At 41.5% G+C, this 22,256-nt stretch carries 22 protein-coding genes; 18 read left to right on the top strand and 4 right to left on the bottom strand.

Features of this window, described 5'->3' with window-relative positions; genetic code table 11:
* Positions 1 to 8: 8 nt before the first annotated feature.
* Positions 9 to 146: a hypothetical protein gene (locus tag ACWYU8_RS18680; protein ID WP_172438150.1), complete on the top strand. Its 138-nt coding sequence runs from the start codon at positions 9 to 11 to the stop codon at positions 144 to 146.
* Positions 147 to 208: 62 nt separating this feature from the next.
* Entirely contained in the window at positions 209 to 988 is a 780-nt protein-coding gene (locus ACWYU8_RS18675) for a hypothetical protein (protein WP_457521234.1), read from the top strand.
* 268 nt (positions 989 to 1,256) lie between these two features.
* Here the strand turns inward: ACWYU8_RS18675 and ACWYU8_RS18670 are convergent, their stop codons facing one another.
* Positions 1,257 to 2,342 (bottom strand): phospholipase D family protein, encoded by a 1,086-nt coding sequence (locus ACWYU8_RS18670; protein ID WP_457521233.1) that lies wholly within the window; start codon positions 2,340 to 2,342, stop codon positions 1,257 to 1,259.
* 882 nt (positions 2,343 to 3,224) lie between these two features.
* Between ACWYU8_RS18670 and ACWYU8_RS18665 the strand changes: the two genes are divergently transcribed.
* The 5 genes from ACWYU8_RS18665 (at position 3,225) to ACWYU8_RS18645 (ending at position 6,569) form a co-directional block, all read left to right on the top strand.
* Entirely contained in the window at positions 3,225 to 4,463 is a 1,239-nt protein-coding gene (locus tag ACWYU8_RS18665) for a tyrosine-type recombinase/integrase (RefSeq protein ID WP_457521232.1), read from the top strand.
* A gap of 72 nt (positions 4,464 to 4,535) precedes the next feature.
* Positions 4,536 to 4,925, top strand: a complete 390-nt coding sequence (locus tag ACWYU8_RS18660; protein WP_457521231.1) for a hypothetical protein — start codon at positions 4,536 to 4,538, stop codon at positions 4,923 to 4,925.
* A 37-nt stretch (positions 4,926 to 4,962) separates the two neighbouring features.
* Positions 4,963 to 5,463, top strand: a complete 501-nt coding sequence (locus ACWYU8_RS18655) for a hypothetical protein (protein ID WP_457521230.1) — start codon at positions 4,963 to 4,965, stop codon at positions 5,461 to 5,463.
* A gap of 85 nt (positions 5,464 to 5,548) precedes the next feature.
* Positions 5,549 to 5,980: a DUF2787 family protein gene (locus ACWYU8_RS18650; protein WP_457521229.1), complete on the top strand. Its 432-nt coding sequence runs from the start codon at positions 5,549 to 5,551 to the stop codon at positions 5,978 to 5,980.
* A gap of 382 nt (positions 5,981 to 6,362) precedes the next feature.
* Positions 6,363 to 6,569: a YMGG-like glycine zipper-containing protein gene (locus tag ACWYU8_RS18645; protein WP_457521228.1), complete on the top strand. Its 207-nt coding sequence runs from the start codon at positions 6,363 to 6,365 to the stop codon at positions 6,567 to 6,569.
* 222 nt (positions 6,570 to 6,791) lie between these two features.
* Here the strand turns inward: ACWYU8_RS18645 and ACWYU8_RS18640 are convergent, their stop codons facing one another.
* Complete coding sequence (locus ACWYU8_RS18640; protein ID WP_457521227.1) at positions 6,792 to 7,880, bottom strand: hypothetical protein; 1,089 nt, start codon at positions 7,878 to 7,880, stop codon at positions 6,792 to 6,794.
* Positions 7,881 to 8,244: 364 nt separating this feature from the next.
* On the opposite strand from ACWYU8_RS18640, the gene ACWYU8_RS18635 reads away from it, so the two are divergent.
* The 8 genes from ACWYU8_RS18635 to ACWYU8_RS18600 all read left to right on the top strand — a co-directional run bounded on the left by ACWYU8_RS18635 (position 8,245) and on the right by ACWYU8_RS18600 (position 15,520).
* The gene (locus tag ACWYU8_RS18635) at positions 8,245 to 9,399 is read left to right on the top strand and encodes a tyrosine-type recombinase/integrase (RefSeq protein ID WP_457521226.1); all 1,155 of its coding nucleotides are present in this window, start codon (positions 8,245 to 8,247) and stop codon (positions 9,397 to 9,399) included.
* A gap of 10 nt (positions 9,400 to 9,409) precedes the next feature.
* On the top strand, positions 9,410 to 9,592 hold the full coding sequence (locus ACWYU8_RS18630; protein WP_457521225.1) for a helix-turn-helix domain-containing protein: 183 nt from the start codon (positions 9,410 to 9,412) through the stop codon (positions 9,590 to 9,592).
* 126 nt (positions 9,593 to 9,718) lie between these two features.
* A complete protein-coding gene (locus ACWYU8_RS18625; RefSeq protein WP_457521224.1) occupies positions 9,719 to 10,144 on the top strand; it encodes a hypothetical protein in 426 nt (141 codons plus the stop codon).
* A gap of 67 nt (positions 10,145 to 10,211) precedes the next feature.
* Positions 10,212 to 12,905: a hypothetical protein gene (locus ACWYU8_RS18620; protein ID WP_457521223.1), complete on the top strand. Its 2,694-nt coding sequence runs from the start codon at positions 10,212 to 10,214 to the stop codon at positions 12,903 to 12,905.
* Between the two features lie 161 nt (positions 12,906 to 13,066).
* The gene (locus tag ACWYU8_RS18615; RefSeq protein ID WP_457521222.1) at positions 13,067 to 13,486 is read left to right on the top strand and encodes a ribonuclease H1 domain-containing protein; all 420 of its coding nucleotides are present in this window, start codon (positions 13,067 to 13,069) and stop codon (positions 13,484 to 13,486) included.
* A 106-nt stretch (positions 13,487 to 13,592) separates the two neighbouring features.
* On the top strand, positions 13,593 to 14,084 hold the full coding sequence (locus tag ACWYU8_RS18610; RefSeq protein WP_457521221.1) for a hypothetical protein: 492 nt from the start codon (positions 13,593 to 13,595) through the stop codon (positions 14,082 to 14,084).
* A 534-nt stretch (positions 14,085 to 14,618) separates the two neighbouring features.
* The gene (locus ACWYU8_RS18605) at positions 14,619 to 14,807 is read left to right on the top strand and encodes a hypothetical protein (RefSeq protein ID WP_140318811.1); all 189 of its coding nucleotides are present in this window, start codon (positions 14,619 to 14,621) and stop codon (positions 14,805 to 14,807) included.
* 83 nt (positions 14,808 to 14,890) lie between these two features.
* Entirely contained in the window at positions 14,891 to 15,520 is a 630-nt protein-coding gene (locus tag ACWYU8_RS18600; RefSeq protein ID WP_140318812.1) for a hypothetical protein, read from the top strand.
* A gap of 211 nt (positions 15,521 to 15,731) precedes the next feature.
* Here the strand turns inward: ACWYU8_RS18600 and ACWYU8_RS18595 are convergent, their stop codons facing one another.
* The gene (locus ACWYU8_RS18595; protein WP_140318813.1) at positions 15,732 to 16,307 is read right to left on the bottom strand and encodes a hypothetical protein; all 576 of its coding nucleotides are present in this window, start codon (positions 16,305 to 16,307) and stop codon (positions 15,732 to 15,734) included.
* 252 nt (positions 16,308 to 16,559) lie between these two features.
* On the opposite strand from ACWYU8_RS18595, the gene ACWYU8_RS18590 reads away from it, so the two are divergent.
* Both ACWYU8_RS18590 and ACWYU8_RS18585 read left to right on the top strand, forming a co-directional pair.
* Entirely contained in the window at positions 16,560 to 17,693 is a 1,134-nt protein-coding gene (locus tag ACWYU8_RS18590) for a DNA cytosine methyltransferase (protein ID WP_457521220.1), read from the top strand.
* A gap of 797 nt (positions 17,694 to 18,490) precedes the next feature.
* Entirely contained in the window at positions 18,491 to 19,426 is a 936-nt protein-coding gene (locus ACWYU8_RS18585) for a bile acid:sodium symporter family protein (protein ID WP_457521219.1), read from the top strand.
* Positions 19,427 to 19,584: 158 nt separating this feature from the next.
* Here the strand turns inward: ACWYU8_RS18585 and ACWYU8_RS18580 are convergent, their stop codons facing one another.
* Entirely contained in the window at positions 19,585 to 20,259 is a 675-nt protein-coding gene (locus tag ACWYU8_RS18580) for an SDR family oxidoreductase (RefSeq protein ID WP_457521218.1), read from the bottom strand.
* A 293-nt stretch (positions 20,260 to 20,552) separates the two neighbouring features.
* On the opposite strand from ACWYU8_RS18580, the gene ACWYU8_RS18575 reads away from it, so the two are divergent.
* Entirely contained in the window at positions 20,553 to 21,806 is a 1,254-nt protein-coding gene (locus tag ACWYU8_RS18575) for an HD-GYP domain-containing protein (protein ID WP_457521217.1), read from the top strand.
* The last annotated feature ends 450 nt before the right edge of the window (positions 21,807 to 22,256 follow it).

The following is a 22,256-nucleotide window of genomic DNA, read 5'->3' as shown; positions in this document are numbered from 1 at the left end:
GATTCAATATGGTTGATACTTCGGATATGTCACAAGATGAGCTAGACCTATGGTCGGATATCAATAACCCGAATAATGATGCAGATATGGATGATTGGGCGGATGCTCACAACCCTAACAACGATGATTATTTAGGAGATGACTAAGATGAAAGCCGATGATTAAATATTATCGGCTTTCTTTTAAATAACAGTTGGTTGGCATGACTATGAGTGACGATAAAAAATACAAATATACAAGGCAGTTGTTGAAAATTGCTAAACAAGAAAGTGGTTACACGAATAAAGCGATTGAAAAGAAGGCTGGTTTGAGTGGTTCTTCTAGTTCTTTGGCATCTCGATGGCTAAATGGTCATGCTTTGGCTACCGAGCGACAAATGCGCTACTTCATAAACAATTATGGTCACCTACTTAAGCGGAAAATGGAGCATCTCTACTATCAGATCCAACCTCAAGGCAATAGCATAGTCACTAATTATATGAAGTTTTCTGGAGATATCATTTTTAAGCATCATATAAAGTTGGATTTTTCCCGCGTTGGAGGGGGGTATTCAAGTAAACGTAAGAACGTTAGCGCTATAAGGATCATTGTTATTGAGGATGCTAAATGCTTTAAACTTCTGTTTCAATATAGAGCTGGCTTAGTCACTTGGAAAAGCGATAATCAAAGTGAAAAACCTAGTTTTTCACCAAGACTCGACGACCTTGATGGAGTACTTAGTAGTGATATCGAAGATAGTAATTGGTGCCTATGGGAGACTGTAGATTGTAGTGATGTTGATTCACTAATCGATACATTTTCAAATGTAATTAATCTTATTCTAGGTAGTTCTAATATTGTCGATATTGCAGCATATAATACGGGGCGGTTTCCAGGGGATCGTAAAAGCTCTCTTTTCTTTACCTTCAAGGAGGTAGGGCCAATGGAGTTTGCGTTCTATCAGAAACTAATGAAACTCGGCTTGCAGAGTAAGTTATTGCCGTTTTAAGATTAACCCGAAAACCCAATAGCCTATGAGGGGCTCAATCCTCAAAGCAGAACTGGATACCAGTTCAACAACAAATACCTTTCATTATGAGCACCACCTTAGCTTTAAAGTTGAGGTCGTGTACAGGTATTCGGATAACCTTGTAATCTGTCACTGACTAGGTGAAAACGCTGAGGCAAGTAGCTGAAACGGTTCAAGGTTTATTAGGGATAGGGGTGGGTAAAGCCGAACCATATAGCTTCATGTTGTATCGTTCGGCTTTTATTTTCTATTCCATACAGCTTTCAATTTTGCCAATTAAAAACTCACCAAATTCTTTAGTGATCTGTACCTTATCGTTACCGAAGTTAAGCGTGCCCAGAGTGAAGTTTCCTGACTTTGTCACTGGAATTGTTGGGTAAAGTTGGCGGAATTCTTCTAATACAGCGTTACGTTTAATGTCATATTCCCACCATGAACCACCGAAATCACAGCTACGGTTTTGCCCTTCCATATACCAAGGCCAGCGTTCCTTCCATGATTCCTGTTTTATCTCTTGATCTGTCACATGGAAAAGACTACCAGTGACTTTGAAGTAACTAAGCAACGAACCACATCCTACGCCAGTTGTAATGACTATATCGCCTTTGGTTACGCCTTTAGGCTTTTTCTTGGAAAAGTGTAAATTCTGGTGAAGATCTGAGAAATCTCTGCGTTCTTCGAGAATTACGGGATCATCTTGAGTCCCAATTGGCTTGAGGAAGTAAAGAGGCTCTTTGTCTAAGTCGCTTTCTGATGAGTAGACACGTGACAGGATATCGATATCAGCAGTTGGCTGCTTTGTTTCCCATGCTTTTTGCGAGCTGTACTGCTCAGCGAACATCACAGCTTTTCTCAGTTGAGTTAACGTCAACTCTCTAAATTCAATGGCCTCATAAATCTCGTCAACAAGATTGTCTAGCTGTTCACTATGGGATGACAAAACTCCCCATTCGTGATTGTTCCGCAAACCATTATTAGTAAAGTTAGCCGATGTGATGATTGCTTGATGTTCATGGCTATTGGTTACGACATAGATTTTACCGTGGAGGCTATTATCGACATGAACTTTTACCTTTATCTTGGGGTATTTGGCCTGGAAGTATTCAAGAAAGTCTAATAGCTGTTTTGGCTTGGTTAGTTGTTCAGGGTCGTTGGCCTTGAATGTGGTAACTAGTTCAAGGCTCTTGATTGCTTTGAAGCTAAATCCACTTAAAAAATTAGCAATATCTGCGGCTAAGAACGGTGAAGTAATTAGAAGTCTATCACCGCCTTTGGTAATCAACTCTTGCAAGTCGTGATGATGGGAGCCTGTTATGTTTGATATTATTTTCATTATCCCCTAAGCCTTGGGTGAAGCGTCGATAATTCATCATATTTGACAGTGCTTTGTTGTGCATCAATATTGAATAACGGCAGTTCAGTTCTGTTAACTAAGCTTGAATTTTTACCCCATTATTCTTAAACGCTATACCAGTCCGTTTACTGCATACTCGCATACTGATTTCACGGCTGTGTTGAAAATTTTCGTAGCGACGACTTTCTGGTTTCCCATTGTAGATAAAGGTAATGAACTGTAACGTTTGGTAAGGTCGATGGGGAGTAGATCGTTTCAATCAACCACACCTATCCATCTATCGAGTATCTCTTTAATTTTTAAGCCGCGTTGAACCTGTGCTTAATGAATCTGAAATTAGGCTCTGGCGATAAGTTCGTTCACTGATTGTTCGGGGGATAGGTGTTCTACTAACCATCAGCCTATTCGTTGCTCAAAATCTCGGTGATTCTGGGTGGCTCTGAGTATCACAGCGGTACTTCTGCGCATCTGTTCTGGCTGTCGACCTTGGCTCTAGATTGGTTGAGAATGTCATGAGTTATATTGCTGATTTCTATCGTGGGAGGCTGCTTGCATGAGCCCTGTTGGCGGCGAGTTGAGGTGAGTTTTGGGTATGGCGTGGATAATTATTTTTAAAATTAATATATAAAACCCCACAACTAAAGGGCGTAGCTGCGCGGCCCTTTAGTTGTGGGGTTTTATGATTAACATTGATGTTAGCAATTTCACACAGCACGAATTTTTCTCGCTACAGTTTTTCATACCTTTCAGGGCCTTACTTCAGCACAAGTTGAGTGGGGCATAGCTGTGGCAGTTATCGTAATAAACGACCGTTTATCCATATATTAACCTCTTGTATTCACAGACAATGCAGGAGGGTAAATGAGTAAATCACAACGACTCACCACCGCTTTTCTAAACAACTTAAAACCCAATCCACCAACTGCCAAATCTATCGACTACGAGGTGAACCTATCTGCTATGAAAGATAGTGGATTACCTACAGGTGTTCGCTGTTTGGTCGGTAAGTCAGGTAACAAGCGATTCTTGCTGCGCTATACCAGCCCAGTAACAGGTAAAAAAGCGTCTATTGGTTTAGGTAAGCATCCTGAAGCCGATATCCTGACGCTACGTAGGATCTCCAAAGAGTATCGTCAACAAATACTCGAAGGCACAGACCCGAAGCTAGAACGTGACAATCAATCTGTCGACAAAGCGATGACACTGGAACGTTTCTTCGATGAAGTTTACCTACCGTTAGCAAAGCAAAAACGTAGCTGGAAAGATGATGTCGCTCGATTCCGTCAACATGCTAAGTCGATACATCACATCCCCATTAATGAACTGACTGCAGCTCATATCGTGAAAGTGCAAATGGTGATGCAGGAAGCTATCAGCAAAACAACGGGTAAGCCCTATGCTCTAGCTACTATCAATCGAGTTATCGCATTACTCAAGACCATCAACAAACTTGCTTACAAGTTAATGGATGCACCATTCATCGCTAACAAGGTCAGCTTGCTTAGGGTGGATAATGTGCGAACCGGATACTTGTCGGAGCAACAGCTTAGAGAGTTCATCGGACATGCACTTAATTACCCAGACAAGCAGACAGGAGCATTTCTGGCATTACTGTTCTTAACAGGAGCGAGAGATAAAGAACTGCGTTTTCGGTTGTGGACTGATATCAATTGGCAAGAGCAGTCAATAAACATTCCGCATACTAAGAACGGCACTAGCCACACGATCTACTTGAGTGACTACATGGTCGATATATTGCGTTCGTTACCTAAAGTGACGAACAATCCCTACATCTTTGCTGGCCGTAAACACCGTAAGCCTATCAGTCCAGCCCGTCATGCTCTCAAAGTAATTAAGGCGAAGATGGGGTTTCCGGATATTCCAGGAGACAAGAATAATATTACCTTACATAGCGCAAGGCACACGGTAGGCTCATTGCTCGCGAGCCAAGGTGTTCCGCTGCACGATATCGCCAAACAGTTAAATCATGCTGACTTATCAAGCTCAAGACGATACTCAAAGCTCACTGTAGGCCGACGTAGAGAGATAGGCTCTAAGCTCTCTGATATGGTGAGTTTAGAAAGTCGAGTTAACCAATAATACAACCCACTAGTGAAAGCCTCACTTCGAGTTAAGCGAAGTGGGGCTTTCTGCATTTAAAGGACTAGAAAAATGAAAACGATACAAGCAATTGAAGACGTTGAATCTTTACCTATACCAGACGATATCAAGGCTAAGCTATTAGCCCACTTGGTAGAGCCGTTTGGTGATATTGAATCGACGAAAACATTCTGGCGAGAGGTAGGCACAACGCTATACCTCATTGAATCGTCTGATACTGATGAATCATTAGCCGAGGAAATGGAAGAAGCACAACACTTCATTCGATTCGTTACCAACTATCCCGAATACGTTCTACTGCTTAACGATGAAGACTGTCCTTGGATATTGGCGGTCGCCATCATCACGATGGAAGGTGGTGGTGCGTATCTGTTGGCACCAACGACTAGCCCGACATTACCTGCGAGGGAGTTACTCCCGCAAATAACTGACAACGAATAACCAACCTAAATTACAATCACGACAAGGAGCAAATACTATGGCTCGTAAACCCAATGTAAAAGATAAAACATCTGAAGTGTTGAACGAAAACAACGATGTAAAACCTGACATACAACCTCAGAGTGAAGCTGATATCACACATGAAATTCTGCGCGAAGGTAAGGCGCTAAAGCTTAGTCCAAAGTCTACCAACCATGTCTTTTATGAGATAGGTCGAGCCCCTGTAGATGGTGAGCTGTACGTTCGCTTAGTGGGTAACGAAGGTGGTGGACTACATAGTAAAGAATGGATAAAGCTGAGCGATGTTCTAGATGTACTTGCAACTCAAGAAGATAAACCATTTAAGAGCAGTTTACTTAAGAGTGTCTTTGCTGGTGGTAGTGCGAACAATGCGGGATTTCTCGCTGCGTGTATACGTGGCATGGAGTTAACCATCAAGTCTGAAAAGTCAGTGTTCCTGCACGTTCTTGCGCCTGATTTCGATAAACACCGAGACGAACTTCTCTCGCTCGGTAAGCAGAACCCTGAAACAGACTAGCGTCACTTCCTAATACCTACAAAGCCAACTTCATACCAAGTACAGTCCAAGAGTGCTTCCCTGACAATTCAAGCGAGATTCTATTATGAACTTAACCTTTGATGTTGAGCGATTAGTTCTGCCTGTCAGCATCGATCTTCAAGATGCTTTAATCAAAGTGATCAGCGATTCAAGCAAATGGACACCTATGATCCAATCGCTAGTGATTAACTTCCGAGATACAACTTACAGTGCTGAGAATGGTGGTTGGCATCCTGTAGAGATCAGAGTTGTCCGCCTCTATGACCAGTGTATATTTGATTACATCACGGACTTTGCGTACTGCGGTGGTCCATATCCAGAACTAGTTAAAGAGGTGGATTTCAACTTCTCATCTGGAACAGCAAGTTTTTCCTATGTGCCGGAACTGCCGATAACAAACAGCGAGGTGATGGAGTTCTACTCGATGTGGGAATCCAACTTCCTCAGCTACATCGAAATGGGCGCATTCGATGAGATAAAAGTCACGGCAGATTAGCTTATCAGCCGCAAACCAAGTTGAAAGCACCATGTATGCACCATAAAATCTGTTGTTCACTTCCTAGTGAAACAAAGGCTTCCCATTGTTCCATGCTTGTCATGGTGTGATGGGAAGCCTTTTTCATTTTGAGCTGGTTTCACAACGTTTTACTTAAACGTTGCAGCCGGAATACAGAGGGAAGTAGTTCCATGGGGAGGGGGAAGGATGACGATAGGATTTTAATTCTAACCCGTTTGGTTGGTACGTACTGGTGTTTTGACATAACGCTAAAGGGAGGTTTTTAAACGTCAGAAAAGATCATCAGTAGTAACAACAATAGCAGCCCGATAGGTCTTGTACTTATCGGGCTTTTTTACATCCAGAGAAAAGGAGAATGATGATGCAACCGTTACTAACTACAGGAGTAGCATCAGTAAAGATATATAAGCGAGAAGATGAAGTAGAGATTGAAGTTAAACCAAGTACGAAAGGAGCCTTTAAAGGCGCTGCGACAGGAATGCTGATTGGTCGCTCATTTGGTCCGGTTGGAGTGGCTGTTGGTGCTGGTATCGGAGGTATACTTGGGTATGTTCTAGAGTCTGATTAAACAGGAAGCTTAAAGACTGTTTAAAGGTGGTCTCTTACATGACCATCTTTTTTTTTCGTAAATAGAAAGTGCTTACCGCCATTGAATTAAAAGGGTTTGAACGTCGTGTGTGATTGGTTCGTTGGGGATGAGTAATATCAACAAAAAACACGTTTCGACCGCTAACTCTCTGAACTCTCACTCCCATGGAGGGAAAATAATTCTCCGCATCTATTAATGTGATTATTTTAAGCTTAAATAAAGCGGACCTTTTTTGTTAAGGTAATAATTCTCGATAGGGCCTAATTTTTTATTTATTACGCTAACTATCTCATTTGCTTGTTTTTTATTTATTCTTTTGTTGTTTTTTGTTAAGTGTCCATCAAAAGAAAAAACGCCACTAGTATTGCGAATTGTATTTAGTGATACTTCTTTTTTGTCGAGAGTTACTTTTATATTTGTTTTAAATATTGGAAGTGAATTTAAATGTATGGTTAATTTTGATAATTCTTTGTTGTCCGTTTTTTCTATTTTTACATGTATGTTTTGTTTTTCTTTGCTATTTTCTATGGTGAATAAGTTTGGCGAGTTTACTTTTATAAAGATACAGCCTGGGTGTTTTGTTTCTTTAATAATTAAAAGAATTGTTGGATCTGAATCTTCATCATCGAAGTTTATTCTTAGTAATGAGTAGAAGTATTCATCTTTACTAAGTTTATACCTGACATTTTTGTCAATGTTTTTCTTGTACCACCTCGCGGGGCATTGACTAATTTTAGGGCCGGTATCATATAGTGTTTTAGTCGCACTTACTATTCTTCTTATCAAGTCTTTTTCAATGCCCTTATAGTAGGCTCTGTTTTTGCTAGGTTCAGGCTTATGGGACTTTTTTATTAGGTTTTGAATATTAAGAATGCTAGCTATTGAACGGATGAATTCAGCATTACTTTTGCTTGCTACAGATAATCTTTGGAGTGGGAATTGTATTTTTAAGTATTCATCTTCAGATTCTTTATTGTTAAGAGTGATTTCTTTGTTTTTAATAATTGATATGTATTTTATTTTGTTGGTGATAGTGTTTGGTTTATATTCTTTCGTAAATTCAACAATGTATTTATTTCTATGCTTACTATATGTTGCTTTCTTAGGTAAGTTAAATGGAATATTACTTTTACTTGTGTTGAAAATGTTGCTTATGTTTTCAGGGCTAATTTTTGTGATCTTATTTATTAAAGTAATAATATAAAACTTTTCTTTAGCTGAAAGCTTCGTAATTGAATTGTGGATGAACAGTTGTACCATCTCGTCTTTTTTACTTTCTGTCTTTAGCATTGAAAATTTCTTGTCCTATTTGTTTCTTCATCTTCATCGTAAGGCCATTCAAATTTCATTATACCCGTCTACTTGGAATTGTAGCAGTGTCGGTGGTGCAAAATGCTTCTGAGTATAACTCGACACTGATGTTTGAGCTGTTTGTCAGTACCGCTGCTAGGGCAAGCTATATGGGATAGATTTATCGCATTATACTTACTTTATGAAACTTTTTTTTGGTTCACAAGGGCTCAATAAATGCGGAGCTTCCTCTGAACTAAGCCGAAATACCTACTAGGCGAGCCCTTTTGAGGTCCCCGAACAAATCTACTTATTTTTCTTAAACTACTTCGAAATTTTTACTACGAAACACTGAGAAGTAAGTATGAAGAAAGCTATTAACATGACCCAAAAGGAACTCAATACCCTGCCTCGACCTGCTAAGGGCGAGCAGGGTATTGAGTACCGCTGTAAGAAAAATCCAAGACTTCGCTTACTCGTAACCGCTTCTAGTATGCGTTGGATTGTTCGTCTTAGTTGGAAAGGACAACGCTACTACGAGTCGTTTGGCACCTACCCTGAGATGAAGTTTGCTGACTTTGAGAAGTTGGCTTACCTGTTTATTTCGGATGTTCAATCTGGAGCTTACCGCAAAGGTAGTCGTCTGACTGTGCAGCAGTTCTTTAATGAAGTGGCATTGCCTTTCAGTCAACGATACCACCGTGATCATAAGACGTTTGTATCTCGTGCTAAGCGTGTCATGGCTGTAATGGGTAATAAGCGTATCGTTGACGTAACTCGTCGTGATGTAGAGAAGTTTCTTCACTCCTTGACAGGGCTGTCGAATTCAACGGTAAACCGCTACCAATCCGTTTTATCCAAGATCTTCTCGATTGCAGTAGAGCACGACATCATCGAAAAGAGCCCTGTGAAAGGGGTAAAAAAGTTAGTGGAGAATAACGCTAAAGATCGAGTGTTCTCTGCTAAAGAGATTGAGAGATTCTGTTTTCATGCTTGCGCTGAGTCTAACTTCATTCATGCCAGTGCGTTGATGCTCAGCCTACTCACCGGAATGCGTATTGGTAACGTAATCAGTCTGTCTCGTTCGATGTTAGCCGATGATCTGTCTTCTGTGCTTTTGCCAGTGACTAAGTCGGGTAAATCGCAGCGCGTCTATTTCTCCGAGCCAGCAAAACGCCTGATCCGTAAATGCCTCAAAGTGTCGTTCAACGATTGGGTGTTCCCCTCGTTAAAGAACCAAGGTGAGCATATTGCATACCCACGCTCTTGTATGGAACGCATTCAGCAAGCCATGAAAGCGGAAGGTTCACTAGACGCACCTTTTACTATCCACGACCTTCGCCGCACCTATGCGACTCAAATGTTGATTGCAACGAATGATATTCGTCTAGCGCAGCAAAGTCTTGGCCATTCAAACGTGAGTGTCACTGAGCGATATGCCTATTACAACAATACCCATCTAGCTCAAGCCTCACAGCGAACTGTTGAGTCAATGCTAGCTAATTTCCAATTCGATTAAGGATATTCGAATGAAAAAAGCACTAACAATCGAAGAGTTTGCAGCGGCGTACAGCCTGAATCCTGCAACGGTAAGAACCAATGTCACTCGTAAGCCAGACAGTCTGCCGAAGGTGTTTCGTATTGGTCGCAGTATCCGCTTCCTGCTCAGTGAAATTAACAAGTGGGAGGTGTCACAACTAGAACAAGAATAAGCCGTTATTAACAAGTTTTTCTAGCTATTACTTTTGCCAATTGAGATGGGCTTGATTGGCTACTGAAGAAGCAATGACTTCTTCGTTGCTCTTTAACAATTTAAACAAAATACAAGGTGATTAAAAATGAACACAATATTTGTAAAAACGAAAGCTGGTGTAGCGAACTTAGCCAATGGTAAGACGGTTTTACCGTCTGATGATCGAGTAGTGGTTTTGGATAAAAACTGTAACTTGATTCTTAACGAGTCGGGTGATCATGTTGGTGAGTTGTTTGAGAAAGTTTCGAAAGTGGTGAAGCCAGAACAGGGAAAAAGCCTGATGCTTGAAAGTGGTGGTTGGATACACGCAAGTGCTATATCCAATGCTTTCATTTCAAGTAAATCAGGAGCACTTTTGATTACGGCATTGAACAGTGACAAGCTCTTGGCAATGTTTACTCCAGAAGAATATTCGGATCTAGAAGGTTTGCGAGATGCGATTACTGAGGCGCTGCTAGCGTTCTCTGAAGGTAATGATTTGCCTACAGTGAATTGGGCAGAGTATCAATAATCTAAATCGTAACATTTGCAAAAAGGCACCTTCGGGTGCCTTTTTGCGTAACTAGAGAGAATTTTTTATGAGTGAAAGTTTTGATTGGCTTGAGCAGGATTCAGACTTAACGATGGATAGCATCGCAACATCGGGTTGGACTGAGGAAAAAGTGGTTAGTACATGGGATGAAGCTCAGGCAGATGCGTCTACTTCTATTAGTAGCGTAAAGCGCAAAGCTAGACCCCTGATGGCACGCAAGTCCAAAAAGAAGAAGGAAGCCAAGCGGAAGCGGCGAGAGGCCACATCGTTCTTTGAGCGTCCTATAGTGGCGATGGATACCGAGTATGTGGAATCCGAGTGCGGAACTTTCAACCGTATCTTGAGCTACCAATTTGCGGTTCTATTCAAGGGCAAGATATCAACGATAATCTTGTTCCCTGAATCAACTAAAAAATCAGGTCGTCTCGCTTTGGATAAGTGTTTGGTACAAGCCATCGAAAAAGCCATGGATGACGAGGTGCTGGATAAATGGCCGACTGACATCATCTTGTGTGCTCATTGGTTATCTGCTGACCTATTTAATTTTAGTAAGGCATTTGACCAGTTGAAAACACATGTTAGCGGTCTTCGAAAAACAGTGGCAAGCCTCGATGATGTTTATGGTCTTGACCTAGACAAAGTTATGTCTCGTCGCATCGATAAAAAACCTCTTAATGTCCACGACAAATCCCGTAATCGTCATACTCTATACATTACGTTCTACGACACCATGCTGCTTTCACCTAATGGATCTTCGTTAGCCTCGGTTGGAGAGCTTTTAAAAGTTCCAAAAGTTGAGATTCCAGAGCCGTACTCCATCTCACGTATGGATGAGTTTTTGGAAGCGGAGCCAGAGCAATTCGCCGAGTACGCGGTTACAGATGCCATTATCAGTGCACGTCACTTCGAACGGGTTAGTTCTTTTTGCCAACATACTCTTGGCTTAAAGTCGGTTCCGTTCACTATTGGTGGTATTGCCGTAAAAGCATTTGTTAACAGTCTGGAAGACAAACGTGGTTATCGTGGCTTGTTTGGCTTTGATAAGGTGACCAAAGAGGTGTGGCCATCTGACCGTAGCAAGCCTTTGACATTGACTCGCGATGTTCCAGTTACGGCACGGATGACGTTAGAGAATTTTGCTACTCAGTGTTACCACGGTGGCCGCAACGAAAGCTTTATTGCTGGGCCTACGTCGATTGATACGTGGCGAGACTATGATGTTCCGTCTTGTTACTCTGCGATTACGCTTGGCCTGCGAGAGTTAGCATATCATCGTATGTATATGACGACTGCACTGCAAGAGCTTTTTGGTGACAAATGTGCTTTGGCTTGGGTTGAGTTTAAGTTCCCTGAACATACTCGATTTCCTAGCTTGGCAGTTCGTTCAGAGTATGGATTGGTGTTTCCGCTTTCGGGGGAGACACACTGCACGGGTCATGAACTTGAAGTGGCTTACAATCAAGGGGCTGAGATAACTATCAAGCAAGCGTTTGTTGTGCCTTGGCTGAACGACGTTCGCATTTTCGAGCCGTTTATGAAATGGGGTAGAGAACGTCGTAAGTCATTTGTTAAAGGAAGCTTTGATGAAAAACTCACGAAAGAAATGTTAAATAGTTGTTATGGCAAGCTGGCGCAATCACTTAGACCTAAGCGTTCGTTTGATATCCAAGCTGGCTACTCCGCGCAACTACCTCCATCGACTTTGACCAATCCATTTTTCGCCTGTTACACGACAGGTCTAGCCAGAGCCTTGTTAGGAGAAATGCTTCATAGCATCCCCGATGACAAGGTAGTTGTATCAGTGACAACTGATGGCTATTTAACCAATGCGAAAATGAGTGAAATTCAACTTAATGGAGCCATTTGTCAACGGTTTCGTGATTTATACCATCGAATCGATCCAGCTGGTGGTGAAATTCTGGAACTCAAGCATCAAGCGAAACAGTTAATTGGTGCTAAAACCCGAGCTCAATATACCGTTATCGAAAGTGAAGGTTTTGAACCAGTGTTAGCCAAAGGGGGTGTTAAGGTCGACCCTTTGGTTTCTGATCAAAGTTCTCATATGGTCGATATGTATCTTAATCGCAAATCGGGTGACAAAGTTGATGGCAGCTATTTGACACCTAACCGGATGCGCTTTTTAGAGCATAAGGATTTGATGTTAGAGAAGCGGTCAATCTTCTTGAACATGGAATACGATCAGAAACGTCAGAGCTTTAATCCGATCATGACTGATGTTAAAGGCCGTCAACATATTGCTTTGGAAACCAAGCCTCATCAGTCGTTAGATGACATGCAGTTTACGCGATTGCGTTTTGATCGTTGGCGTAAAAAGCATTGTCTTAAAGCGCTTGAAGATTGGTATGACTGGCAAGACCGCTTGGTGATGGCTGAGACTGCTAGTAACAAAGATGTGCGTCTAAAGGCTGATGAAACTTCGGATAGCTTAATGGCGCGGTTGTTCTTGCGGTTCTATGCGTATGAACAAGGTGGTATGAGTAAGCATGAGATTACCGCAAAAGAATTGGCTGAGTGGATGACTGATATTGGCTATCCAACCAAACCAACCGCAGTGCGCAGTGCGAAACAATCCAAACTGATTGAAGGGGCTGTGCCAATGACAGAGCAGACCTTGAAACTCGCGCGCTTAATCATTTCGAAGTTTCCTAACTTCGAGGTTGAACTTATCTTCAACGCTGATGCTCGTCTCGCATTGCTAGAAGCGCTCAAATCTAGTTGAGATCGTAAATATTGAATTAAAAAAGCCCTTTATCTAAAGGGCTTTTTCATACCTGAGTGTTTGTGCCGTAGGGGAGTAAGTAACCCGTGGCATGACACTCTCCACTTACAGTCACATATCCGTGGCAATTATCACTCTTCAAAAAAATAAGGAGGCCGATCATGGCTAAAAAAGCAAAAGCACATGTAGTAGCGCAAGGACATCAAACAGGTGTGTTCACCGAGTGGAGCGATGTAGAGAAACAGACTTTTAATTACAGTGGGAAGCTTAACTGGGGCTGCCCGTCAGTTGAGCAAGCCGAAGCTGAATATCAAAAACTGTGTGAATGGCGAAGTTTGTACGATAAAGATAATCAAGCCGTGCTTACTCTGAACGCTGCTAAAAAGATAGTTGCTGGCGAGTATGTAGATCCGAAACCATTTATTAAGCTGCTGGAGGTGGAGAGAGACGGTTTAGTAAATGACGGAGTTGGGCAAACTAAAGTTATGTCGAAATCTCAATCGAGAAAGTTAGCCACAGCTGACCGAAGAGTGCGGGCTACAATGCATTATGAAATCACAGGGCGAGTGTTCAAAAAGTAGTTTTAAACGAATTTATGAGATTTAATTGATATTTAAATTAAAAAAGCGGAGTTGGCCTTTTGGTCAACTCCGCTTTTTTATTGTGTCTCATAGTAGTGAGCACTCTTTGGCGTTAGAACCAAGTTCAAGTAGCACCTACGGTAATAAAGCAGTTATATACAAGACTGAGTACTCAAGTATGCGCCAAGCGGCTAGAGAGTTAGGCGTGGCGCAAAGTACGCTGATGAACCGCATAAAGGCTGGCATATCTGTAGAGGAAGTGCTTTCGGCTTCCCACGCCAACCGAGAGAAACTAAACGGTCAGTCCAAACCTATGTTCTACGGTAACAAGCTCTATCCGTCTGCGCGCCATTTGTTGCTTGCTAATCCCGCGCTGGTTGCTGGTGGTGATTTAGGTAAGGCTGTTACCTCTCTGAATGACAAGGCTCGCCGAGCTAAGAATCAGGGTGGGGTTCACAATCTGTCGTTGGATCAAGTTGCCGCTGAGTTTGGTCTTGCGAAAATTGGGTTTGCTGATGAGTTTGATGGTTTTGTTGCGCAGTTAGTTGAGCAAGTTGGTGAAGTGGCTTTGACCGGGCTGTTCTATGAGCTGAAGTAGTGCACATTGGTGTTTTGAAGAGAGTAGTTGCGTTGAGAGACTGCTCCCTTTTTTATTGTCTGCTCGGACGGTAATCACTGCTGCTGATATTTATAATCGTGGGTTAATATTGCTGAAGGTTTTGCTCTGAGTGGTTGCTTGGGACATCTGAGGGTAATCTGCTTCCGGAATTTAGCTGGGGACTTGTTGTGGTATGCGTGATACTTAAGACTGATATGAAGTGGCTCTTTTACCTCACTTTTTGCAATACTTAATAAGTAAGCTGGATTTTTATGTGATGCGTGTCACGTTTTTATGGGTGTGTCGAGAGAAGTTGTAGTGGACAGTAAGTGGCGCATCATGTGAGGGTGTAAGTCAAAATGTCTATATATAGTGCTTATGAACACTATTGCGTGACAAGTGTCACGCTGTTTGTTAGGTAGACACATTTTTAACCTAGCTTTATATTGGAACTAGATGTGGACACATAGATGGGGCTGCTATAGAATCGCCGCCTAAATTTTATACTATGTTTTTATGAGGAGGGAGACGCAAATGACTAAGAAAAAAGCTAATGTATCTGAACGTCAACCTTTAGTAATATCTAAAGAGAAGCGACTAGAGCTTATTGCTGAGTCTCTTGAGAATATTGATTTTACTGATTCTCGCAAGCATAGCATTACGATGGTTGAATCTATTAGGAAGATGCGGAGCTCGTTTTCTGCTCTGATTGACGCATACTAGAATACTTACATAAATATGTGCAATAAGTAGTATAATGGCGCTTGAATTTTATTCAGGCGCTTTTTCTTTGTTGGGGGGCAGTTTTGGTAGGTAAAAAATGGGTGTTTAGGGAGCTAGTAAAAGACAACCGAGATTATCTTGGACTCATGTCATATGCACTTTACAAGCATGAAAAAGACGAAACTGCTAATGGCTTGAGAGAAAACGGAGCTTCGGACGATAAGGTTGAGCAAACTCTCAAAGACTTTCACGATCAAGTTTTAATGAGCCCTGCTAGGTTGGGGGCATATAAGCAGAGAGCTGCTGGCCTGATAGATACTGCAATAAAATCTTCTACCGATAAACTTGAAGCCCAGTACAATGAATTACAGGAACAGCTCAAAAGAGAATATGTAAGTCAGCATAAAAAGCTTGAAAAACAGAAAGCAGATCTGGACTTGCGTGAAAAAGGCCTAAAAAAACTCGAAGGAAAAATCCGAACAGAAGTCGTGAACACTATTAAATCAAGCGCTCAAGAATACCAGAAGCCTCACTTTGTGGTTGGTATTTTAAAGTGGCTTGGTAGTGGTTTCAGTGGTGTGGTTGCGAGTGTATTGGTTATGGTGCTGACATTAGGGGTTTTAACTATGGGAGATCCTGAGTCCAAGCACCAGTTGGCAGTTGGTTTTTTAAAAGGGCTAGTTACCTTACTTACAGGGGAGAGTATGGGGTAACCACCGATTGTCAGAATCGTTTTGGTGTAAAGCTTGCTGAATAATTGTGTAAGGAACACTCTTCCGAAGTTTGTTCATCTTTCTAGATCTTGAAACTTTCGCTATGTCTTTACTTTATGGAAGTTATTTTCACTTTGCGTTAGCGTAGTTTATTCTCTCATTAATTAGAAATCCACCTAGAGGCTGTCTTCTAGGTGGGCTAAAATGCTTTCTAGTTCGCTGTGTATTTCTCTAATGTCGCTACTCTCTTGAGTATGAGCTGGCCATCTTCGATCGTGAGGATAGGCTCGCCATTATTTCTTACATGGCCATATGAGATTGACTTTCTGTATCTTTGTCTTCTGTTGCTAGAGTCAACATTGCGGTCATAGTTTTTATCATAGCCGTCTTTCCATTGATGAAAGTGAGATTCTGCTAGGTCTTCCCCTTTCATAACCATCACACTTACCCTGCTGTAATCTTTTGAATATGAGCAGAATAGATGGTTTACAGTACAATCTTCTTCTAGCTTTTCTAAGCCAGTATTTAGGTGATATTGGTATTCAAAAGATGAATCCATTGTAGCGGATTTTACTTCCCAGCCTTGTAGGTCAGCACCAGTGTTACCAGTACCTTTTTGTCCCGTTAGTATTGCTGCAAAAAGCTCCCAGAGAACCGAGGGGACCAACCCTGGAACCTTTAAATTATGCTCTTCAAGTAGGTTTATGAGCTCCACTTTGTGAATATGCTTTCTATAAAACGCATATGCAGCATCAATACCGTATGCTCGTTTGGTTTTTTCGTTCATTTTTAGCCACGCTATTTGATTCAATCAGATTAGTTCTAGGTTGAGCGTTGATACTTATTAAGTCAATTTATATCAGTTGCTTATGATGACTTGGTTGTTGTTTTTTACTTGCTAGTGTGTTGTGGTGTTACAATCGTTTGTGCTCACGGCTAGCTAATTTCTTAGAAATGTAAAAAAAACTGAGATATAGTGGCGGGCAGTTCGGTTTTAGTGCAAAATAACTGTGTATTCATACAGTGTTGGATTTAGGAAATGTTTGAGTTATCCAGTAAAGAAATTAGTGAGCCTAAAGGAAGTTCTTTATTGCAAAAGGAAAGTGTTGCTTTCTTACCAAGAAGTCTTGATTTTTTCGCTGGAAGTGGTCTGGTATCTGAAGCTCTCAAAGGTATTTTTAATACCGTTTGGGCTAATGACATTTGTGATAAGAAGAGAGATGTTTTTGTCGCAAATCACTCAGACCAAGTATTTCACCTAGACTCAATAGAAAACATTAATGGTGGCGAGTTACCTGAACATGAACTCTCATGGGCTAGTTTTCCTTGCCAAGACCTATCTGTTGCTGGTAATCAAAATGGTATTAAAGCAAACCGTAGTGGTATGGTTTGGCAATGGTTAAGGGTGTTGGATGAAGTTAAACAACTTCCTTCTGTTATTGTTGCGGAAAATGTCGTCGGTCTAATTACGTCTAAAAGTGGCGAAAACTATCTTGCTCTACACAACGCCTTAACAGAACGAGGGTATCGAGTTGGGGCGGTTTTATTAGATGCTGTGCATTGGGTTCCTCATTCTCGACCTAGAATTTTTGTCATTGGTGTTCAATCTGACATCAATGTCGACTCGATTACACGAACAGATGCTACTTGGTGCCATAGCGATGCTCTAAAGAAAGTCGCAAACCGTGCTCAAGGATGGCTTTGGTGGGATATTCCCATGCCATCCAAACGCAGCTTCGACATCGAATCAATTATTGAATTTGATGCACCAGTTGATCGTGGTGAAAAAGCACAAAGAAACCTTAGTCTAATTCCAGATGCTCATGTGGCTAGAATGCATGAATGTGTAAAACTAGGTCAGAGAGTCTTTCCTGGATACAAGCGAATGCGAAAAGGGAAGCAAGTGCTGGAGTTGCGCTTTGATGGCGTTGCAGGTTGTTTGCGAACTCCTTCTGGTGGAAGTAGCCGTCAGTATGTTGTGATTTATAATGGTAGTGGTTTTGATATTCGGTTATTGACCGTGAGAGAGACTGCTAGATTGATGGGAGCGAGTGACAATTTTGTGCTTCCGGGAAGTTATAATGATGGTTATAGAGCGATGGGTGATGCAGTAGCTCTGCCTGTTGCAAGATACCTTGCGCAAGAGCTCTTAGCTAAAATTGTAAAGCGATAATAGTATTGTTTTTGTTCTCAGAGGTATCCAACTAGATCCTATAATATCTGTGTTTTTGGCTTCTTTTATCTAACAAGATCCTTGTAAATACAACTAGTTAAAAGGTCATGTAAGGAATTCAAAATCCGTTTCCTTCGGGAGTGGCGGTTCAAGTCCGCCCACCGGTACCATATTCTAAGGCAGAGCCTCGACGAAAGTCGGGGCTTTGTTGTATCTGGGTTTTAAAAATTCAAGTCCAGCGTGGCGGCTCGGATGCGAGCCCAGTCAGTCATACATAGAAAGGTCGCTTTTATAGCGGCCTTTCGTCGTTTATAAGCTTTGAAAGTGTTTGATTTCACAAGGTCCACTCGTTATTCCCATCCTTTATTCGTTTTTCATAATCCGCTTTAATCTCCTGCTTTATCTACTTCGAAAAGTACTCCGGGTACTCGCTTGCTAAATATGTGCTCTATTTTGGTGTGGAGACAAGTTCGATTTATATTTTTTAGAGTTGGAGCTTCCTGCTAGAAACTACAGCAAAGGAATAGTATCGACGATACTAAAAGTAGTATTCACTAATATGGGGTGCCGGTTAGCAAACTTTGTACTGATAGGTTTCACTCTTTTGGTGCGATAATTAACTTCCCGAGTTTAATGATGAAATATCAAACCGTATTTGTCTGGTTGCCTTTTTTGAGAATGCGATATGTGAAAAGATGCCCGTCTTAACTATCTTCATTGTGGCACCATCAACTTTGTTATGAAAAAGCAAGGTATGGCGGGGCGCTGCTTCACCATTAAAAAAAAGGATAATCTAAATGATAGGGAGATTAACCCAGTTGTTCCCCGTTTGGGCTGTTGTATTTGCCTTAACTGCTTACTTTTCACCTAGTCTCTTTGTCGATTTAAAGTCTCAAATAGTACCGCTACTTACCATCATCATGCTTGCCATGGGAATAAGCTTATCACCAGGTGATTTTCTTAATGTTCTTAAGCATAAAAAAGCAGTGGGCGTTGGCGTATTTCTCCAGTTTTTAATTATGCCTCTTACGGCCTTGTTCATTAGCTTTTTGTTAGGATTTAGCACCGAACTTACGGTAGGTATGGTACTTGTTGGTAGTGTTGCTGGTGGTACGTCATCGAACGTAATGGTATTTCTTGCTAAAGGTGACGTTGCCCTTTCCATCTCGATGACGGCTATATCTACATTATTAGGCGTAATCTTAACGCCACTGCTTGTAGAAGGATTGATTGGTCAAAGTGTTGATGTTCCTGTCTCGGGGATGTTGATGAGCTTGGTCAAGATCGTATTACTTCCTGTCGCGATTGGGGTCATCATCAATACGTTCATTCCTAAGGCTGTAGCTAAGGTTAATGCTATCTTGCCGTTAATCTCAATGGTTGCGATTGTACTTATTATCGCAATTGTCGTTGCTCTAAACGCTGAGAATCTCAATACGGTTGGGCCACTAGTTGCTTTGGCGGTTATGTTACACAATGGCCTTGGATTGACGTTGGGCTACTACTGCTGCCGTCTGCTTGGATTTAATGAATCGACTTGTCGGACGATTGCATTTGAAGTGGGGTTACAGAACTCAGGCTTGGCAACTGCACTTGCAATGAAGTTCTTCTCACCTGCATCGGCGATTGCAGGCACAATATTCTCAGTTTGGCACAATATTTCAGGCTCTTTGTTAGCAGGGTACTGGGCGAGTAAAAAAACTCGTAAACCTCAAGCGGTAACCAATAGCTAAATAAGTTGAAATGCTTCAAGCATATCAAGATGTATCCCGTGAGGAGTGTTTCTCCTGCGGTATTCACCTTGACTCTCAAATTTACCTCCTGACTGTTTACCCGTACTCAGGAGGTGAATTTGACCTGTTCAGATAAACAGTAAGGTTTGGTGATTGAGTTACTCAAGCTCTACTGGTGGTCTAAATACCATTTCATGTACAACCACATCTTCAGGTAACTTCAACAACCCCATTATTGTGCGGGCGACACTTTCTGGGCTCATATACTCAGGACGGCTGGCGGATCTGAAGTTGGTGTCGGTACCACCTGGTAATAGGTTTGTGACTTTGACCCCATGAGGCTGAGCTTCTTTCATTAGCACGCCAGTAAAACCGGATAGCCCTTGTTTCATTGATGTGTAAACCGCCATTGTTTCACTTGCTCGTTTGGCAACTGTGCTGGTGACATTAATAATGTATCCCGATTTTTGTGCTTTCATGATTGAAAGCGCTTCTCTGCACAGAATGGCTGGAGCTCTTAAGTTGATGGCATATTGTTGGTCGAACTCTTCTAAAGAGAATTCTTCAATTGCACACTTACGAGTGTTCAGGCCGGCGTTATTCACCAAAACGTCCAATCCGCCGAGCTCATCAGCCGCTTGGTGGAACATATCAATCACTTGTTGTGAATCCGCGAGATCATAAGCGCCAAACTTACAACTGGTAATGTTGTGTAATTCGCTTAACTTATCTTGATTTCTGCCAGTGGCAAAAACGTCATGCTGCTCAGCACATAGTTGTTTTACCAGTTCAAACCCAATACCACTGCTGGCCCCCGTAACAAGCACTTTCATATTCTCTCTCCGAGTTAACGTAACAAGAAATCCAAATTTAATTATGCCTTGCTTCAATTAAACGACAAATGGAAGTAGCGGATTTAGGATTACTCAACTGCTGAATTGTGACTAAACGTCTCATTTATTGGTGTCTCAATTTTTCTCTCGATACGTAACCGTTGTAACGTCTGAACAGATACATAACTTTTGGACGATATACGCCTCGTAGTTTTTTGTTCTTATTGATGAACTTGTTATCAAAATTTACTAATATTCAATGTTTATCTTGATAATTCAATTGGTAGTGAGCTGTGGCAGCAATTAAACTTACCGTAGATCGTATCCAGCCTGGGTTACATATTCGCTTACCGTTGAAATGGAACGATCACCCCTTCCTACTCAATAGCTTTAAAATTAAAGACCAAGAACAGGTTGAGATGATTCGTCACCTCGGCGTTAAGTTCGTGTACTTTAACCCTGAACAAAGTGACGTTTCTCCACTGCCTGTTAATTTGGATAATTTCGAGACAGCCAAAAATGACGGGGAGTTAGATATAGAAGCTAAAAAATTGTGGCAAGAGAAGCAGAAACGTATTGAAAAACTGAGCGCTTACCGGCGTAGAGTTTTGCAATGTGAAAAAGAGTTTGAGCGATCACTGGCTCGTATGCGCTCTGTTATGACCAAGATTCGTAACCGTCCTGTAGCCGCCGTTGATGAAGCCAGGCAATTAACAGAAGATATTGTCGATAAACTAATGTGTGAGGACAATGTCACATTGCATTTGATGAATGGGAATAACGAGTTTGAAGATATCTACTTTCATTCTTTGAACGTCGCAGTCATAGCGATGATGATTGGCCAAGCAAAAGGTTACTCTGCAGAGAAGTTAAAAGCATTGTCTTTCGCTGCACTTTTTCATGATATGGGGAAAGTGAAAATTCCAACGGCGATTATAAGAAAACAAGCGAGCCTGACAGAGCCCGAAGCGAATTATTTAAAGTTACACACCAAGTATGGCTTGGATCTGGCCAATCAAATCGAGGGGTTTCCTGAAACTGCTAAGGTAGTGATTGCTCAACATCATGAGTTAAGAGATGGCTCCGGCTATCCGAAAGGGCTTCAAGGGGATGAGATAAACGAGCTCGCACAAGTTGTTATCGTAGCGAATGCGTTTGACAACTTGTGTCATACCCCCGTGGCTTCCGAGCAAAAAATTCCTCATGCGGCGCTCTCTCATCTATATAAGAATTGCAAACACTTATATAAAGAAGAAAACTTAAATATATTGATTAAGTTTATGGGTGTGTTTCCGCCGGGGACTGTCGTACAGCTATCGAATAACATGGTTGGGCTAGTCATTTCAGTGAATGCTTCGAAGCTACTGTTCCCAAATGTCTTGGTTTATGACCCGTCGGTACCGAGAACTCAAGCTCCTATCATCGATCTCGCGTCAAAAGACTTAAGAATTATAAATGCAATTCATCCATCCAAATTACCTGAGAAGATAAAAGACTATCTCAATCCACGCTCGCGTATATCATATTTCTTTGATAGTGAAGATTAGTTATCCACAGGGGTTTGTGAATATTCTGTATAAATACTGAGTGTTGATTTGGGGTAACTTTTAAGATGGATAGAAAGTGTTCGTTTGGCATGTTTTTTTAGAAAAAATGCATTTTTAGTATTGCCAAAGAAATACTTCTCCCTATAATGCGCATCCACCGACACGGCAGATGCGATAAGGCTTCAGCAAGGTCGGAGAGGTGAAAAGCTTCTGCGAAAATAAGTTGAAAAAAGTGTTTGACACTAACAGCTAAATCGCTAGAATGCACCTCCGCTTTGAGAAGAAAGCTTCTCGAAAGCAAGCTCTTTAACAATATAGACCTATCAATCTGTGTGGGCACTCGTTGATGATAATCCAATTAGATACCTCGGTATCAAATTAGGTATCAATGAACTGAGTGACCAATCGAGATTAAGTTTACTTAGTCTTGGCACAGTCAATTCATTATCG

The organism is Vibrio limimangrovi, assembly GCF_054064025.1.
This window is presented reverse-complemented; position numbering and strand designations above follow the sequence as displayed.